This is a genomic window from Pseudomonas sp. MIL9 (assembly GCF_016887925.1).
Lineage (GTDB): Bacteria > Pseudomonadota > Gammaproteobacteria > Pseudomonadales > Pseudomonadaceae > Aquipseudomonas > Aquipseudomonas mohnii.
The window spans coordinates 392,988-408,791 of record NZ_JAFEHE010000020.1; the positions used below are offsets into that span (position 1 = coordinate 392,988).

Genomic DNA, 15,804 nt, shown 5'->3' on the forward strand with positions numbered 1-15,804 from the left:
ACAGGACCTAAACTGCGGGAATATTTTGGTGCATTTACTAATGATTGATGCCATCAATCAGGAATACTCTGTAAACCGCACCTTTAAGACGATGTTGCAGTGCCTCTTGGTAGGCGGGGCTGGAGTACCACTCTCGAGCTGCTGCTATGTCCGGAAATTGAAGAATGACTGCGCCCTCAATCGGTCCGCCTTCGAGCACCTCCAGTTGGCCGTAGAAGGCCAATGGTGTGAGGTTCCGACCCTGGCGTGCCGCCGGTGCTTTACGGGCATAGAGTTTCAACTCAGCCTCGTCTGTGGTGTGTTCACGTGTGAAGACTACGTAGGCGGACATTGACGTAGTCTCAGGCCAACAGTTTGAGCAGCGAGTGAGCCGTAGCTTCAGAGGAAGCTGGGTTCTGGCCAGTTACGAGCAACCCATCGACTTCGACATGAACGCTCCAGTCAGCACCCTTGGTATAGCGCCCACCATTTGCCTTGAGCATATCCTCTACCAGGAAAGGCACGATTTGAGTTAGACCCACCGCAGCCTCCTCGCTATTGCTGAAACCGGTTACTGTCTTGCCTGCAACCAGAGGTTTGCCATCTACACACTTGACATGGCGCAAAACCGCTGGTGCGTGACAAACCGCTCCGACAGGTTTGCCGGATTGGATTGATTGCTCGATCAGAGAGATAGAAAAGGTGTTCTCCGCAAGATCCCACAGTGGGCCATGGCCGCCAGGGTAGAACACCGCATCAAACTCGGAACTGATCACGTCGCTCAGTTTCTCGGTGTTGGCCAGCGCGTGAGTGGCGACTGAATCGGTCTGAAAGCGACGGGTGGCGTCTGTCTGGAAGTCGGGCTCATTGCTCTTTGGGTCGATGGGTGGTTGACCGCCTTTCGGCGATGCTAGGGTCACTTGCACGCCAGCGTCGATGAAGGCGTAGTAAGGCGCGGCCAGCTCTTCGAGCCAGAAACCGGTCTTCTCGCCAGTGTCACCAAGCTGGTCGTGGGAAGTCAGAACGAGGAGAATCTTCATGTCGTATACCTTGCAGTTGTGCATGCTTGTGGATGTTTTGTAATGCGCTGCCTGTGTGGATAAGCAGTGCTGGAGGTTGGCTTATAGGCTCGCTTCAAGCACACGGCGGCTGACGTCTAAACTGACGTTGTTGTGTTCGCCGAGTGCGGTGAGGTGGTGTGTGTCGAGCTGGTTTATTAGCGCATCTATAGCGTCAGTGCCGAGCTTGTAGGCGGATAAGTGCGTCGGTAAGCCCAGGCTCTCGAAGAACATCCGGGTCTGTTGTATGGCCATGTCAATCCGTTGTTCTTTGTCCCCTTGGCTGATCTGCCAAACCCGCTCGGCGTACTGCAGCAGCTTCGCGCGCTTGGCTTCACGACGAATCTCTAGGTTCGCAGGAAGTACGATGGCCAGGGTCCGTGCGTGATCGATGCCGTACAGCGCGGTGAGCTCATGGCCGATCATGTGGGTGGACCAGTCCTGTGGTACGCCCGCTCCGATCAGGCCATTGAGCGCCAAAGTGGCCGTCCACATGAGGTTGGCACGCGTGCTGTAGTCCGCGGACTCTTTCAGTACAAGGGGGCCAATTTCGATCAGCGTTTGTAAAAGACCTTCGGCAAAACGATCTTGGACGCGCGCATCGATTGGGTAGGTCAGGTACTGCTCAATGACATGCACGAACGCATCGACAACGCCGTTTGCGAGTTGACGGGTGGGGAGGGTTTGGGTTTTGGTGGGATCGAGAATCGAGAATTGTGGAAACATGTAAGCGCTTCGAAACGGCAGCTTGTCTTGTGTCGCCCGGCGAGTAACCACGCCTCCATTGTTCATTTCCGAGCCAGTTGCCGGTAGGGTCAGAACGGTGCCAAATGGCAGCGCTCGTCGAATACTTGCACCCCGCGTTTCCAGAATGTCCCAAGCATCACCCTCGTAGCCAACAGCAGCGGCAACGAACTTGGTGCCATCGATGACCGAACCTCCACCGACAGCCAGGAGAAAATCCAAGCGATGGGTGCGAACCTGATCAACAGCCTTGATTAGCGTTTCATAGCTGGGGTTTGGCTCTATACCCCCGAATTCTTGCACTTCCCGAGAGCCTAATGCGTCACGGACTTCGCGGAGCGTACCGTTTGCACGAGCGCTCTGGCCACCATAGAGCAGCAGGATGCGGGCCGCAGCCGGAACCAGTTCATCCAGGCGGCTGATGGTTTCGTTGCCGAAGACGATTCGCGTAGGGTTGTAGAAGTCAAAATTAAACATTGCTTTAACTCCGATTAAATAGACCAGTCGTATATTTTTTGAGTAAATTTTTTACATTGAAAATTTCATCGGTCGGATACCTGACTGAGTAACAGAGAAGTAGTCTCGAAGGCCGCCTGCAAAGGCATCTGATCACGCGTGACCTTGGTCCTTAGACTGGCTCCGAGCCAAAGTTGGTACAGCATGGTCGCCAAGCCGCGGGTGTCAGTATCGCCCGGCAGAGAACCATCGTTTACAGCGTCACTCACCACATTGGCGAGACGAGTAATTACTCCTTCCATGCCATCCTGGAGCACCATACGCATTGGCTCCGATAGATCACTGACTTCCGCTGCAAGCTTCACTGCCAAGCATTTCCCCTCGGCGGGATAACAGGCTGATTGGGTTTCAATCCAGGTAGCCCAGTAGGCCAGCAAGCGTTGTGCTGCTGATACACTTGGACGGTTCAATAGCGTTTCCAATTGCACCATGTAGTCACTGAAATAGCTCTCCAAGAGCGCCTCGCCAAATGCTTCCTTGGAATTGAAGTAATGATAGAACGAACCTTTTGGCACATTCGCAGATTTAAGGATTTCGCTCAAACCAACAGCTGTGAATCCTCGCCCGGCAATGATGTTTTGAGCCGTGTCGAGGATGTGTTGCCGTACATCGGTGGTGGTCATCGTATTCATGGACGCACCATACCAACAATTAGACCAGTCGTCTACTTTGGGTTTTGAGCAAGCCCTCCGACGAAATCTTGATAATCGCAGTTCGTGAGCCAGCCATCACTTCATTTGATGCGCAGCATTATGTCGGTCCGATGATCGCCGCCGCGTTAGGAAGAAAGATCTACGATACTCGCCGGAGGGGAGCAAATTGCAGCTCTTCTCGAGTCGAGCTGATTTTGCTACAGCATTGCTTAGGCTGGGAACGAGTTTTGACATCCATCGTAAACCAAGCGGCCCGCCAGAGTTTTGGACAACGAGCTGTACGCGTCAAATTTGACGAAAAACATCGCGCTGCCCGTACTATGGCTTGAGCCGGAACGGCTGCTGGGCGGATTATCCGGATCTGTGGGCTAGAACGGTGGGTAATTGCACGGGCTTGCCCAGCCATTTGCATTCGACCTGACCAAGCATTTGCATCGGATTTCACCATCACGTTGCGTGACCATGACCGGCAGAGAGCGACCATGGCTCTGTGAGAATGCCTACGATTGTCTATTCTTCAACCCAATAACTGCATGACAAAATCGTTGTAGCCCTAATGATTCTGCTTTGACTAGAGGGGCTAAATCGAATCGTTTCATGGCACTTAGAATGACTGCTTCTTAGCTGATTGCCTCGGAGCACAGCATGGGTGAGTCGACCCACTGCTGCCGGTTGCGACAGACAGCAATGGGCAAATCCGTCTCGCGCTGCGTCGGCAGCCACCTCGGCACGACTTTGAGGTGGGCATACGGATCATGGCCATTCATGCGCGCTTAGATATCCAGGCAAATTTTGCCGAAATGCTGGTTGGTTTCCTGATACTTGAACGCTTCGACAATCTCGCTCATAGGGAAATGACGATCAATAATCGGGCGCATACCATTAACGTTGATGGCTCGGACCATATCTTGCTGCTGGCTGCGGCTGCCTACCAACACACCCTGCAGGCGCACTTGCTTGATCAATGCCGGTACAAAATTCATTGCACCGCTTACGCCACTCAGTATCCCGATGACGGAGATGTGACCAGCAACCCGAATTGCAATCATCGATTGCTCAAGCGTCGCAGGGCCGCCGACTTCTATGATGTGATCAACACCGCGGCCCCCCGTTAGAGCGCGTGCAGTTTCGCCCCAGTTAAGATCTTTGCGATAATTGATCACATGATCAGCGCCTAGTGCTTTCAGACGTTCAAGTTTTTCGTCGCTTGAAGAGGTAGCAATGACGGTAGCGCCGGCCATTTTAGCGAACTGCAGGGCAAAAATTGAAACGCCACCAGTGCCTTGAACGAGCACGGTATCGCCCGGCTTGAGTGAGTCATCGGCCATCAGAGCGCGCCATGCAGTAAGGCCGGCAGTGGTGAGCGTCGACGCTTCAGCGTGGCTGTATCCGGTCGGCGCGAGGGTGAACGATGTGGCTTGGGCAGTCACTTGCTCACGAGCGTAGCCGTCAATTCCATCACCTGGCACGCTAACAAAGCCTTCAACTAGTGGCGCGCCGCTGATCCACTCCGGGAAGAAGGTACTGACGACCGATTCACCCACCTTGAATTCAGTGACATCTGGGCCGACAGCAATGACTTCACCTGCACCATCGGCCATGGGGATGCGTTTTTCGCTAGGGCCCCACATACCGCTGACCACCGCGAAGTCGTGGTAGTTAAGCGAGTTGGCGTGCAGGCGCACGGTGATTTCGCCGTGGGCTGCGGCTCGGGCTTCGCTGCTGCCAACCACAACCTTTTCATAGCCGCCACCGGGTTGGACGAAGATTGTTTTGTTGCTCATCGGGGTTTCCTTGTGTTTTCTAATTACGCGAAATAACGAAATGAAAGGTTAAAAATTACAAATCGATGGTCAGCCTAGCCGCAAAGTCATCAATCGCCACCTCGTTGCGTCGATAGTAAGTCCATTTTCCGATGCGGGTGGTTAGCACGAAGCCTGCACGTTGCAAGATAGCTAAGTGTGCAGACGCGGTAGAAGGTGAAAGCCCTGCCTTGTGCTGCAAATGGGTTACGCACACCCCTATGGCAGGATCGCCATGATCCTGAGGTGGGAAATTACTGAGTGGGTCTTTGAGCCACTCCATCATTTGCATGCGAGTGTCATTCCCCAGGGCTTTGAGCTGTTCGAGTATCATGGCGGGCAATGTTACGGATTTTTACAAAATGTTCAATAAGTAATCTATTGCCCGGCGCAAGGGTTTGAAGTCAAAAAAAACGCATCCAGTTCAGTTTGCAAAACGACTGAAACGCTATTGGCGAAGGATTGTGAGCCGAGTTAGGTGGCCGATGCATACAGGGCAACTGGAAGGGATAAACAATCGAATTAAAGTCATCAAGCGCATGGCGTATGGCTACCGGTACAGCGAGTTCTTTTTCATGAAGATCAAGAGCGTCTTTCCCGGTAATCCGTAAAGAACCAAAAAAAAAGCCCGGCCAACAGAAGCTGGCCAGGCGCTTTAATAGTTGAGTAAATGAGTGTTGCTAGGCCGCGAGTTCCAGCACAGCGCTGCAGGGCGCGTTGTTTGATGACAGCGCCATGGCCCAACCAGAGTGAGTACATTTGATACTCAGGCTCTTGGCGAGCCAGCGGGAATAGGCGTTACTTTTTCCAGAGTGCGTACCCTGGGTTCAAACCAATTACGTCCTGCTTTGAGTTATAGCAAAACTCCATGGAGCAGTTACTGGTATCAGAAGCCATCGGTACGTAAACCGGTAGTCGATCACGGTTGACCATGTCACTACCACCGTCTATGGTTAGATCGCAGCTATTGCCTTGCGGATCGCACCATATGTCATAGGTGCCGGTAGCTGTAGCCGTTGCTTTAACTGTGGAGGTCGCAGGTGCTCCTACGACGTTGCCTGCTGGAGCGCCTCCGAATAGAGGTCCCGTACCATTTTTGTATGCCCAATCTTTGCCGTCACCGCCCGGATAAATATAAAAATCTTTGAACGCCACATATTTGACATCGCGACCCGTTATCGATTTTCCTCGATAGTTTCGATCGTTATCAATGCACTTGTCTAAAATGCGTATACAAGTAATGATTTCAAAAGAGGGCTCTTGTTGCATGGTGACTTTGCCATAGGCATCTTTATATTGGACTACAATGTCGTCAGGTCGGGTAGTGTCGGTGCATACGTTGTTGTTCGGGCCAGTGCAACTTATAGAGTCGGGAGTTGAATATTGGCTATATAGATCAACAGCGTATGCAGAGGACGTCATCAAAGTAAGCGCAAATATTTTGTACACGATTTTCATGTGATTCCCTTTTCAGATTTAAAAGCGCATAGAAAAAACAAAAGCAAGATGCATGTATCCCTGCTTTTTCTGGAAAGCCGTAACCACCGTTGACGATCCGTAGGGTGTGTACTCGTTGAGCCACTTGGTGACGAGAGGGACGAGCTAGCTCTGCGAGATGGCAATCACGTGGTTAGTTGCTTGCATTCGATCCAATCAAAAAATTGTGTAAGGGTTTTTTCGAATTTTAGCTGTATATGCTCAATCGAGTATAGTGCTTTTGCGCTTCCGAAGGCTTCATCGTTGCTTTTGCGAGCAACAGAAATGAACTCAAAGCAAGCCTTCGGGATGGCAGTGAAAATCCTGAGGAGCAGACATGGTATTGCCCAAGAGCAGCTTGCTCCGAGCCAGAGCTACGTCAGCGATGTTGAACGAGGCTTGAAAAGCCCTTCCGTAGAAAAATTAATTGAGCTTTCTGCCCATCTTGGAGTTCATCCCGCAACTGTGCTTATCAAAAGCCAGTTGCTCCAGGATCCGGAAATGTCCAAGGAAATGCTCCTGTCACAAATATCCCAGGAATTGGAAGGTTAGGATAAGCGTGCAGCCGGTTGCCCGCCGCTTTATGCCACCAATAGAAGTGCGGATTTGAGGGCTTTCTGCTTGAGCGCTGCTCCTTGGCCGAACCAAGCGGAGTCGACCCGATACTCACTGCTCTTGGACCGTCGCTCGTGATCCGTATACTTGGTTACAGCATTGAGTAATCCCCAGGCGGTACCTTGAGCTGATTCTAATGTCGATCCTCGTCCTGACCTTCATGTAGGCTCTGCACCTTGCGTAGCGCCCGTTCATTGGGAAGGACTGGCGGTAGCGGACTATCAGTGCTGGTGTCACGCAGTACGTTCGTGAAGAAGCCCATTGCTTCACGCCACTGAACCTTTCGCTCGGATAAATTTTTCATTTGGTACATGAACTCGTCCCATTGAGAGACAGCAATACCCAACTGCTTTTTCACTGCTTGCGGATCGAAGCGGGTGTTGTGGGGCACCTTGATCGCCTTGGTCGTACCGTCCAGGGCGATGGTCAGCATGTTATTGCAGACCACCTGTACCATGGTCGGGGTCGCTGTGGTGGCCAGGGTGCCGTCACAGGAGGTGGCAAGCAGCAGGTAGCCGTTTACCTGGTCGTTACCACGGAGCGTCGTGCCTTGCCCAGTACGGGCCAGCGCCCAGAACTTGCGACCGCCTTTGAGCACTCCAGCGGTTTCCAGTTCGTAGCCCGAGACTTCAGTCAGATCCCGGTAGAACTCCAGCACTTCACGTGGCTGCACCACCTGGTAGCGCTGAGAAACCACCGACAGTGGGGCCTTGGTGTCGGAGCGATACAGCACCTTCTGCTCAGGGAAGGTATGAATTGAGCCCAGGTGCCCGATGGCGTCAGACTTAAAATGGACCGGGCTTTCCTGAATCTGCCAGTCCATACCCGCTTCACGCTGCCAGACTTCGAGCGGTTGTTTGGGGGAGAGGCGACTGCCCAGACCATGCCAGGGCGTGGCACCAACGTAAGCCATTTGTTCAACGAGATGAGCCATGGAAATGATTCCTTGCGAATGAAGGGAAAAGCGCGTCGTTTCATTAACCAACGACGCCTGTTCACAACGACTTAACGGTTGACGCTGAAGCTGTAGCCACACGCCAGGCACTGATAGTTGAGAAGGATTTTTTCATCGATCTGCTCGCCCAGCGTGGCCCCGGCAATGCCACCTGCGACCCCACCGAACAGACCACCCAAAATCGCCCCGGCGATGCTGCCGATAGCGATTCCCACCGGCCCGCCGACTACTCCCAGCACCGCGCCAGCCTCCGCTCCCGTTAGTGCTCCAGCGACCCCACTGGCCGCACCGCCCGCTGCACCAATCAAACCACCTGCTTGCTTACCAACATTTTTAGTAACCACTCGTCCTGAATTGCAGCTCGGGCACGGGGTGTACATAAATGATTCCTCTCTGTTTGCTGAGTCCACGTATCACGCAGAAATGCTGAATGACGCGCTCATCGCTGAGCGTTCATCTAGGTGATATAGGTCTGAGATTTTTTTGAATGAGGCTTGCCAAAACAACATCCCAGGGAGGGACGTTGTGGGCGGAATCTGAATGTGAGGTTTGGCGTTAAGGGCAGCTATTTTTGCTATTAATAGCTGGAATAGTACTGGCTAAGGGGAGATACATTCTATTTTGAGGCGCGAGACAGAATTGCTTTCAAAGTGGCATGTTCTAAGGCGTAACGTTAGCAAGCGTTACGCTCACGTTCTTTGAGAGTTGAGTTGCTGCTTATAGGATTGCCTCGTCCAGTCCTAACGGGTGTAATGATGTCTAATGAAAAATCAGAAGCGTTGGTTATGCTTCGCTTGAGAGATGTTTTAACGCGAACGGGTCTTTCAAGGTCAACTATTTATAACAAGCTAAATGTGGCCTCGCGTCATTATGATGCGAAATTCCCAAAGCAGATACGTGTCGGGAAAACATCTGTGCGTTGGATTGAGAGTGAAATAAATTTGTGGGTGGAAGAGTGTGTGAGGCTGTCTAGGCAGAATCAATGGTCAATGGCGGGCGTTATGTCTGCTGCAGTTTCTTAATGTTGTTTGTTGTATTTTTGGGTGAGCTATGTATTTTAACTATTTCAGAAATAGCGCAAATAAGTCTAATTTCGGAGATGATTCATATCCGAGTTTGTCGCAATTTCCCTTGCTGGATGCAGCAATAAATGAGGCTCAAGCTAATATTCAGGCTCCGCGGGGATTGATTCAAAATGCGGCCCTAACTGCAATCTCTGTTGTCTTGCAGGGCCTTGTAGATATTCGTAAACCCAATGGCCAGGTCGCTCCGACCTCGCTGATGCTTCTGGCTATTGCTGACTCGGGTGAAAGGAAGTCAACGGTTGAGAATGTTTTTTTGAAGCCGATTAGGGCCTTTCAGGCTAAACAGGGCGAGGAGGTGAAGGAGAGTCAGTCGGTGTGGAAAGTTAAGTACGATACCTGGATGGTTCGACGTAACGGAGTATTAAAAGCGATTATGAAAAAAGCATCAAAAGGGCTTTCTGCTGACGAAGAGGAGAAGGTTCTATTGGCTTTAGAGAAAGAAGCCCCAGCTAAGCCAAAAGAATTTAAGATCTTGTATGAGGACTCAACCTCTGAGGCTTTGTTTCATGGGATGTACGAAAATTTACCTGCGGCTGGTTTGATTTCAAGTGAAGGTGGAGGTGTTTTAGAAGGGCGCGCCTTTAATGACCTTTCAAAGCAAAATGCGATTTGGAGTGGTGACTCAATCACAATTGATCGTAAGACGGCGGAAAGCTTTAAACTTGTTGACGCACGGCTGACAGTCTCTCTTATGGTCCAGGAGAGCGTATTTTCGAAGTACATGGCTCATAAAGGCGGGGTGTCTAGGGGATCTGGTTTGTGGGCGCGCTTTCTAATCTGTCGCCCGGCTTCAACACAGGGGACTAGATATGTAAGCACTCAAGTACCGTCCTGGTATCATCAAACACAATTTGCCTCGCGGTTGGAGCACTTTCTTGAGATGGATCTTATTTGTTTCAGAGGAAATAAAAAAGAAAAAGAAGTGATCGGATTCGACTCCGAAGCGGCTCGGCTTTGGGTAGAGATTGCGAATGATATTGAGTCAAGGATGTGTGCAGGTGGAATACTGTATGGGCTAGGTGATCATGGTTCAAAGTTAGTTGAGGTTATTTCTAGGTTGGCTGCATTGCTTCATTGTTTTGAAGGGTTTGAGGGTGATATTTCGATGTCAACCTTGCAGGCGGCAACGGATCTTGCTAAATGGTACTCCAATGATTTTATAAAGTTGTTTGGGGAGAACTCTAAAGAGAACGATGAAGAGCAGGAATTAAATTGCTGGCTTGATAGTTTTCGTAAGGTGGGTAAGCGTTTTGTTAAAAAAAATTATATTTTGCAATGCGGGCCTGGGAAGTTTAGAAAGAAAGCTGCTCTTGAGCATGTTCTTTTGCGACTGGTAAATAACAGTGCTATCCGGATTTTGAATTATCCTGGGGACAAAACTATTTATGTTGATCTCTGTCCTTGGCAGGGTGGTTTGTAGATGATGCTAGTCTCTTTTCGGGGTACTAACTCTTTGGGTTGTTTTTGATATTTGGCGTTAGTTGTTTACGAGTTGTGTTGGTTTGTTTGTCTAGGTTTTATAGGGAGCATGTTCAAGGTGGTTATTGCTTGATTATGTATTACTATTTAATTAGATTGTTGGGTTTGTAGTTTGGTTTAATTAAATCAGTTGTTTGATGTCTAGTTAATTAGTTAGATAAGTTGATGGTGCAATAGTTGACGGTTGTGATGTCAACTGATCATTTGTCAGCAGCATGGCCCCCCCAAAGCCATGTTGCTGGCTTCTTGAGGAATCAGTGAGTGATAGATGAAGTTGATTGGATCGATAATGGAGGGTCGTTAGATCTAATGGTTGAGGAGGTCGGAGGGCTTCCTGTTTTAAGGGTAGAGGAAAGCTTGGTGTTGGAGTTGCGTTCTATTGAGAAATTAATGTGTGAGCTTGCTGATAGTAAGGGCTTTTTGTTCTCTTCTTATACTCATCAACTTTACGGGGTAAAGGTTAAGGCTGAGAGGCTTGGTCGCTATTTTGTTGACAAACTGAAGAGGGGAAAGGGAATGCTTGAACAGTACTTCCCCTGTCATGTAGTTAATCCTTATGTGGAGGTTTTTTTCAGATGTGTTGATCGAGTCGATGAGCTTCATTCGCTCAGAGTCTGGCGGGATTTACGCAATGGAGCCGCTGAGGCTTTTTCAGTTAGAATGAATGATCTCGTAGAGTTTGTGCGGCTGGAGCTGGCCAGTGATGCTTTTAAAGCCGTTTTGAAACGATTCCGTAAAGCGTCCGTTAAGCGAGTTAACAGCTTGGAAGGTTATATAGACGCTCTTTTCGCCAAGCACTCTAGGATGCTTGTTGTGCGTGTTGATTTGTCTTATCAGTCAGGCTTTGTAAGTGGTCGTGAGGATTTTTATGGCGATGTTAGTAAGGTAAAGGTACATTGGGCAAAAATGCAGAAAGATCTACACAAGGGCATTCCAGTTGATGGGTTGTTAGGGTTTGCTTGTAAGCTGGAATATGGACAGCTAAAGGGGTTTCATTTTCATTTGTTGCTTTTTTATAATGGATCAAATCATCGCCAGGATGGGGTTTTGGCTAGAATGGTTGGTGAGTATTGGCGGGACTCAATTACGGCAGGATCAGGGCGCTATTTCAATTGTAATGCAGTAAAGGATAAATATAAATATCTTGGAATAGGTATGATTAGTTTTAATCAGCTGGACAGGGTAAGCGCTTTGAAGAATAGGGTGGCGTCATATCTTACGAAAGTGGACTATTGGGTACGGCTCTCTGCTGATAGTGGCAGGTCATTTTTCAGGGGAAATATGCCAAAGCTGAAAACTATGAAGAGAGGGCGCCCTAGACGTTCATGTCCTGCTCAGGCGGCGCCTAATGGTTCTGTGTAGAAAGCCTTTTTGATTACTTTCTAGGCTTTAAGCTGATAATACTGGCAGCTGCTACGGCAAGCTTTACTGTTAGCCCGCACTCATCGCACAAATGGTTTTTAATTGTTTCCTTTTTGGGGTGATATTTTTTGGTGCTTTCTTGGCTTTGTTTCCAGAAAAGCTTTGCCGCCTCGTTTATCATAATCAACGAGATTGAGGCATGGGAAGGATATTCTTTGATGATTTCATTGCCTGGCTTTTCAATTGGTGTATACTCATAGAGCCTGTCTGGAAGTATTGCATAAGCCGCCTGATCTAGAAGATCTCCGCCTCTGAGGCTGAATCTAGATTTTAGCCAGTCTTTTATTTTTTCGATAAGTTCTTTTTTTTGATCGATTGAGGTGATTTTTTCTTTTTTGATGAATCTATCTGATGCTTCGTTCAGGATTGCAAGATCCTCTGACATCCATTCCATTTTTTGACTGTAGCGGCTCTCCTCCATTCCTTCATTAAGGATTTTTTGAGTGTCTTCTTTTTTAATTAGTATTTCCGCGGCGGTAATTTTTTCTTCTTGTGGCTGGTTGCTTTTTCGGTTAGTCACAAAAAATCCTGCGTCAACCACAAGGGATGGATAGGGTTTTAATTGTGCTTTTAGTTGTTCAATCGCCGAAATTACTGAAAGTCCTTCTTTGATGCTGCTGATAAAGGCACAGCTAAAATTATCCTTTAGGATTTCTCCGTAATCTATAATTTCAGCCCACTCAGAGGGGGGTATGGAGAAGAATTTAATGTTGGATTCTACAATTGCGTGGTAATCGTGCTCTTCGCTGAAAGGTGTGCCCCTATGCCGCTTAAATAGGCTTTGTGCTGTTTGTAGCTCATCTGAACCTGCGACGATAGCCGAGCCTGATACGTGAACTGCAACATTTCTAGGGCGGCGGCATAAAAGGGAAATCTGCAGCTTTTCGATTCTGTTTTTGAATTCACTTTCGGAGATGCTGTGCTCCTCAAGAAATTCAGTTACTGATATAACAAACTCTTTGTTTTTCATTTGTAATAGTGTCCTTGTGTAGCGCTGCTAGTCTTTTCTCTGGGCGGTTGGAGTGGTTGTCTATATCAGGCCGGATAAATGTTTGCCGAGAACTTCCCAAGCCTCCGCCATTTCTTTAGCATAGCTATGACGCTGATATATGCGTTTTACCTTATTTTCCTCTGTGTGGTTGAGGCAACGTTCAGCCACTTCAGGAAGCACGCCAATAGCAGTCATAATCGTCGCGCCTGTACGCCGCAGGTCGTGAGGCGTCCACTTTCCGCCTGGTAGCAACAGTGCTTGGGCTTTGGCGCTACGTCGGCTCATGGAGCCTTGTTCCGGAAGGCGCTGGCGATCTCCCAGCTGCTTGGTTACCGTTTTAGGGCATACATGGTCAGTTATGTAGGTGTTCGGGTAGCACCAAGGTGACAGGCTATTAATCTGCTTTACGCGCTTGAAGTGGCTAATGGCAAAGTCTGAAAGGATGATGCTGTGCGGTTTGCCGTTTTTACTATTCTCGGACGGAATCAGCCAAGTGCTTTGCTCTAGATCGATATGCTCCCATCGGGCGCTCAGGAGCTCACCAATTCGACAGCAGGTCGATAGGGCAATCCAGATTGCAGCTTCGGTGGTGACTAGCAGTCCTGCATCAGGGGCTTTCTTAGCAAGCAGCTTGATTTCGTCATCACTCAGTACTCGGTCGCGTTCAGTATCTTTGCCGCCTATCTTAGCTTTGCGGATACTGGCACTGGGATCGTGCTCAATAAGGTCGCGGTCTACGGCAAAGCGGAACATTTGACGCATAAGCGAAAAAACCATCTTGGCCATACGGTTTACACCGCGAGCGAGGAGGGCATCTGTCACCTCGGTGATATGACCCTTTTTCACATCAGCGACAGCCAAGTCGCCCAAGAAGGGCAGAACGTCCTTTTCAAGCATCCGACGAGCCTCTGCACCCTTGTCCTTGCGGTTGATGAGATCAACCTTAGCCCAGTGCTCGAATAGGTCGGTAACAGTCTTGCGTGCCGCCTGGCGAGCTTGCTCGGCTTCGGCTTCTGCTTTCTCGGCGGTGAGTCGTGCCAATTCACCATCTCGGGCTGCGATACGGGCAGCTTCCTCGGCATCCAGATGTTCACGTAAGTTGCGAGTTCCACTTTGGTAGAGGCGTGACCACTCTCCAGCTTTAGTTCTTGCTTCCTTGAGGGTAAGTCCATCAGTGCCAGTGGCGTCATATGCACCTATGGGCAGAAACACTCTTCCACCGCTGGTGTCGGTATACCTGAAGTAAAACAGGCGTTCGCCATCTGGGCGAAGACGTGCCATGAATCGGCCGCAGCCGCGAGGAGCATCCTCGATCAGCCAGGTAGGTTTGGCTGGTTTTGCGTTCATCTGTTTGTCGGTGATCGTCGCCACTTTCGCTTCCCCAGAAAGGCCAGGCTCCAGATGGTCACCGTTGGGTCACCGTTTCTCGCTGGCTTTGGTAGAATACTATCGGAAGCGGTTGGACTGTGTAAACTGTATTGGCCTAGTAAATACAGTGCTTTAGGCCTTGTTCCTGGAATTGTTTAGACTGGATTGGATTGTGATTCACCTTTATGGGGTGCTAGGGGTAGAGTGTTCGAATCACTCCGTCCCGACCATTATTCCTGAGTAAAATCAGACACTTAAGCCGATCAACTAGATCGGCTTTTTTGTGTCTGCGCAAAACCCGCGCAAAACTGGCGCAAAACTACCCGGTGATTTCGCTGATATTCAGGTCCGGAATTGCCTCGGACCAGATGACTTCCTCGTGATCGCGCTGGTAGTTTTTGGTCATGCCCTCGCTCGCATGACCTGCAATTTTCTGCCCGTCTTTTCCGGCTTTCTTGTACAGGTGCAGTGACAGCGCTCGTACTTCGTGGAAGCCCGGCATCTCTTCTTCCTTCCATCCTGCGTAACAGTTCGCCGCCTCCCTGGCTTCCTTGAATGCACGCGTCAAATACCGTTCCTCAACCTTCGTCCAGTGGTCCTTGGTCTGCGCCTGTTTCTGTTTCCGGCGCTCTGGCTTTCGATGCATCAGGTAAGGTGATGCGGTGTCGTCACGGCATCGGCTGATGACCGCCTGTAACTCTGGCGTCACTCGAAACCGAATCCACGCCGCGTCACTGGCCTTTGCGGTTTTCTTCTGCACCAGATAGAGAAAACCCTCACGCACCCCGTCGAATCGCATGTCGAGGATATCGGTGCGGCGCTGGGCGGTGATCAGGGCCAGGTCGACTGCGTTCTGCAGCCAGGCGGGTGCTTTCTCTCTGATGGCTTTCAGGCCTTCAACGGTGTGGCGCTTGCGCTGCTTCTTCTCGATGCGATTGATCGTGCTGGCGGCCGGGTTGTCCGGGCACAGTCCTTTGGCTGCGGCATGGTTGAAAATGTCGACCAGCAGCGCCCGGCATTGGTTGGCCGTACGCGGGGTCAGGGCGTCCAGCATCTCTGCGATCATGCGGATCGTGATCTGGTCTACGGCTTTGCCCTCGAACTGCTTGCGAAAGCGTCGGAAGTGCACGGCGTACAAGCCCAGGGTGCCCTTGGCCAGTTCACGCGGCGGCAGGACGTCGCGCTCGTAAGTGTCGAGGAAGCCGGCGAACGATTCTGAGGGGTTGTTCATTACGGCGCCGACCAGGTCGGCACCTCGCATGAATTCAAGGTTCAGCTGCTTCGCGGCATCAATCGCTTTGAGGCGGTCGGCGCCGAACGGAAACCACTTCCCGTCGGTAGGCCGCCGGTAGCGATAGGTCGAGCGCCGCGCGTCGTAGTACAGATTCTGCGGAAGTCCCTTGTTCGCAGGGTTGCGCGGCCGTGGCACCATCATGCCGCTCCTTTCAATACCATTGCGACCAGGTCATTGCCGTTCGATCGGCTGAAGGCGGCCCAGTCAACGTACCAGAGTTTGCCGATCTGCTCGCCGGGCACCATTCCGTTCCTGATGTGGTTGCGGATAGCCTGCGGGCACTGCGGGGTGCCGCCTTCGCCCCAGCGCCGGCGCTGAAACTCGCTGATCTTTATCAGTTCTTTTTTCATTGGATGCTCCATGCCGC

Annotated in this window: 16 protein-coding genes and 2 pseudogenes; 5 read left to right on the top strand and 13 right to left on the bottom strand. The window is 50.5% G+C overall.

What is annotated here, in order from left to right; all coding sequences use genetic code 11:
- Positions 1-37: 37 nt before the first annotated feature.
- The 6 genes from JQF37_RS21455 to JQF37_RS21480 all read right to left on the bottom strand — a co-directional run bounded on the left by JQF37_RS21455 (position 38) and on the right by JQF37_RS21480 (position 5,086).
- Positions 38-331 carry a DUF1330 domain-containing protein gene (locus tag JQF37_RS21455; RefSeq protein WP_010562395.1) on the bottom strand — a complete coding sequence of 98 codons (294 nt, stop codon included), beginning with the start codon at positions 329-331 and terminating at the stop codon, positions 38-40.
- Between the two features lie 10 nt (positions 332-341).
- Positions 342-1,019, bottom strand: coding sequence for a type 1 glutamine amidotransferase domain-containing protein (locus JQF37_RS21460; protein ID WP_038443625.1), 678 nt, complete (start codon positions 1,017-1,019; stop codon positions 342-344).
- Between the two features lie 81 nt (positions 1,020-1,100).
- On the bottom strand, positions 1,101-2,258 hold the full coding sequence (locus tag JQF37_RS21465; RefSeq protein WP_045061818.1) for an iron-containing alcohol dehydrogenase: 1,158 nt from the start codon (positions 2,256-2,258) through the stop codon (positions 1,101-1,103).
- 65 nt (positions 2,259-2,323) lie between these two features.
- Positions 2,324-2,929: a TetR/AcrR family transcriptional regulator gene (locus tag JQF37_RS21470; RefSeq protein WP_032902016.1), complete on the bottom strand. Its 606-nt coding sequence runs from the start codon at positions 2,927-2,929 to the stop codon at positions 2,324-2,326.
- A gap of 794 nt (positions 2,930-3,723) precedes the next feature.
- A complete protein-coding gene (locus JQF37_RS21475) occupies positions 3,724-4,734 on the bottom strand; it encodes an NAD(P)-dependent alcohol dehydrogenase (protein WP_073844922.1) in 1,011 nt (336 codons plus the stop codon).
- Positions 4,735-4,789: 55 nt separating this feature from the next.
- Positions 4,790-5,086 (bottom strand): winged helix-turn-helix domain-containing protein, encoded by a 297-nt coding sequence (locus JQF37_RS21480; RefSeq protein ID WP_038443618.1) that lies wholly within the window; start codon positions 5,084-5,086, stop codon positions 4,790-4,792.
- A 94-nt stretch (positions 5,087-5,180) separates the two neighbouring features.
- Here JQF37_RS21480 and JQF37_RS21485 point away from each other — a divergent pair.
- Positions 5,181-5,363 (top strand): annotated as a pseudogene (locus JQF37_RS21485) (transposase); the annotation flags it as partial.
- Positions 5,364-5,550: 187 nt separating this feature from the next.
- On the opposite strand, the gene JQF37_RS21490 reads toward JQF37_RS21485, so the two are convergent.
- Positions 5,551-6,210, bottom strand: coding sequence for a hypothetical protein (locus JQF37_RS21490; RefSeq protein ID WP_127882195.1), 660 nt, complete (start codon positions 6,208-6,210; stop codon positions 5,551-5,553).
- A 303-nt stretch (positions 6,211-6,513) separates the two neighbouring features.
- Between JQF37_RS21490 and JQF37_RS21495 the strand changes: the two genes are divergently transcribed.
- On the top strand, positions 6,514-6,780 hold the full coding sequence (locus tag JQF37_RS21495) for a helix-turn-helix transcriptional regulator (protein WP_032902013.1): 267 nt from the start codon (positions 6,514-6,516) through the stop codon (positions 6,778-6,780).
- 29 nt (positions 6,781-6,809) lie between these two features.
- On the opposite strand, the pseudogene JQF37_RS21500 reads toward JQF37_RS21495, so the two are convergent.
- Together JQF37_RS21500 and JQF37_RS21505 are read right to left on the bottom strand one after the other, a co-directional pair.
- Positions 6,810-7,777: pseudogene (locus tag JQF37_RS21500) on the bottom strand (DUF932 domain-containing protein).
- A 71-nt stretch (positions 7,778-7,848) separates the two neighbouring features.
- A complete protein-coding gene (locus tag JQF37_RS21505; protein ID WP_057711611.1) occupies positions 7,849-8,178 on the bottom strand; it encodes a hypothetical protein in 330 nt (109 codons plus the stop codon).
- A 405-nt stretch (positions 8,179-8,583) separates the two neighbouring features.
- On the opposite strand from JQF37_RS21505, the gene JQF37_RS21510 reads away from it, so the two are divergent.
- The 3 genes from JQF37_RS21510 to JQF37_RS21520 all read left to right on the top strand — a co-directional run bounded on the left by JQF37_RS21510 (position 8,584) and on the right by JQF37_RS21520 (position 11,724).
- Positions 8,584-8,820: an AlpA family phage regulatory protein gene (locus tag JQF37_RS21510; protein ID WP_073844924.1), complete on the top strand. Its 237-nt coding sequence runs from the start codon at positions 8,584-8,586 to the stop codon at positions 8,818-8,820.
- Between the two features lie 28 nt (positions 8,821-8,848).
- Positions 8,849-10,303, top strand: a complete 1,455-nt coding sequence (locus JQF37_RS21515; RefSeq protein ID WP_073844920.1) for a YfjI family protein — start codon at positions 8,849-8,851, stop codon at positions 10,301-10,303.
- Positions 10,304-10,623: 320 nt separating this feature from the next.
- On the top strand, positions 10,624-11,724 hold the full coding sequence (locus tag JQF37_RS21520; protein ID WP_143192539.1) for an inovirus-type Gp2 protein: 1,101 nt from the start codon (positions 10,624-10,626) through the stop codon (positions 11,722-11,724).
- 13 nt (positions 11,725-11,737) lie between these two features.
- Here the strand turns inward: JQF37_RS21520 and JQF37_RS21525 are convergent, their stop codons facing one another.
- From JQF37_RS21525 to JQF37_RS21540, 4 genes are all read right to left on the bottom strand, one after another.
- Positions 11,738-12,754: a hypothetical protein gene (locus JQF37_RS21525; RefSeq protein WP_073844916.1), complete on the bottom strand. Its 1,017-nt coding sequence runs from the start codon at positions 12,752-12,754 to the stop codon at positions 11,738-11,740.
- Between the two features lie 60 nt (positions 12,755-12,814).
- A complete protein-coding gene (locus tag JQF37_RS21530; RefSeq protein WP_073844914.1) occupies positions 12,815-14,146 on the bottom strand; it encodes a site-specific integrase in 1,332 nt (443 codons plus the stop codon).
- A 316-nt stretch (positions 14,147-14,462) separates the two neighbouring features.
- A complete protein-coding gene (locus JQF37_RS21535; protein WP_130207050.1) occupies positions 14,463-15,575 on the bottom strand; it encodes a tyrosine-type recombinase/integrase in 1,113 nt (370 codons plus the stop codon).
- Positions 15,575-15,787, bottom strand: a complete 213-nt coding sequence (locus JQF37_RS21540) for a hypothetical protein (protein ID WP_090318852.1) — start codon at positions 15,785-15,787, stop codon at positions 15,575-15,577. The genes JQF37_RS21535 and JQF37_RS21540 overlap by 1 nt, the downstream gene beginning before the upstream one ends.
- Between the last annotated feature and the right edge of the window lie 17 nt (positions 15,788-15,804).

Coding starts and splice junctions, on each gene's coding strand:
- JQF37_RS21495 (WP_032902013.1), top strand. CDS start 6,514: ATGAACTCAAAGCAAGCCTTCGGGATGGCAGTGAAAATCCTGAGGAGC.
- JQF37_RS21490 (WP_127882195.1), bottom strand. CDS start 6,210: ATGAAAATCGTGTACAAAATATTTGCGCTTACTTTGATGACGTCCTCT.
- JQF37_RS21535 (WP_130207050.1), bottom strand. CDS start 15,575: ATGGTGCCACGGCCGCGCAACCCTGCGAACAAGGGACTTCCGCAGAAT.
- JQF37_RS21465 (WP_045061818.1), bottom strand. CDS start 2,258: ATGTTTAATTTTGACTTCTACAACCCTACGCGAATCGTCTTCGGCAAC.
- JQF37_RS21525 (WP_073844916.1), bottom strand. CDS start 12,754: ATGAAAAACAAAGAGTTTGTTATATCAGTAACTGAATTTCTTGAGGAG.
- JQF37_RS21505 (WP_057711611.1), bottom strand. CDS start 8,178: ATGTACACCCCGTGCCCGAGCTGCAATTCAGGACGAGTGGTTACTAAA.
- JQF37_RS21480 (WP_038443618.1), bottom strand. CDS start 5,086: ATGATACTCGAACAGCTCAAAGCCCTGGGGAATGACACTCGCATGCAA.
- JQF37_RS21515 (WP_073844920.1), top strand. CDS start 8,849: ATGTATTTTAACTATTTCAGAAATAGCGCAAATAAGTCTAATTTCGGA.
- JQF37_RS21460 (WP_038443625.1), bottom strand. CDS start 1,019: ATGAAGATTCTCCTCGTTCTGACTTCCCACGACCAGCTTGGTGACACT.
- JQF37_RS21540 (WP_090318852.1), bottom strand. CDS start 15,787: ATGAAAAAAGAACTGATAAAGATCAGCGAGTTTCAGCGCCGGCGCTGG.
- JQF37_RS21475 (WP_073844922.1), bottom strand. CDS start 4,734: ATGAGCAACAAAACAATCTTCGTCCAACCCGGTGGCGGCTATGAAAAG.
- JQF37_RS21455 (WP_010562395.1), bottom strand. CDS start 331: ATGTCCGCCTACGTAGTCTTCACACGTGAACACACCACAGACGAGGCT.
- JQF37_RS21470 (WP_032902016.1), bottom strand. CDS start 2,929: ATGAATACGATGACCACCACCGATGTACGGCAACACATCCTCGACACG.
- JQF37_RS21510 (WP_073844924.1), top strand. CDS start 8,584: ATGCTTCGCTTGAGAGATGTTTTAACGCGAACGGGTCTTTCAAGGTCA.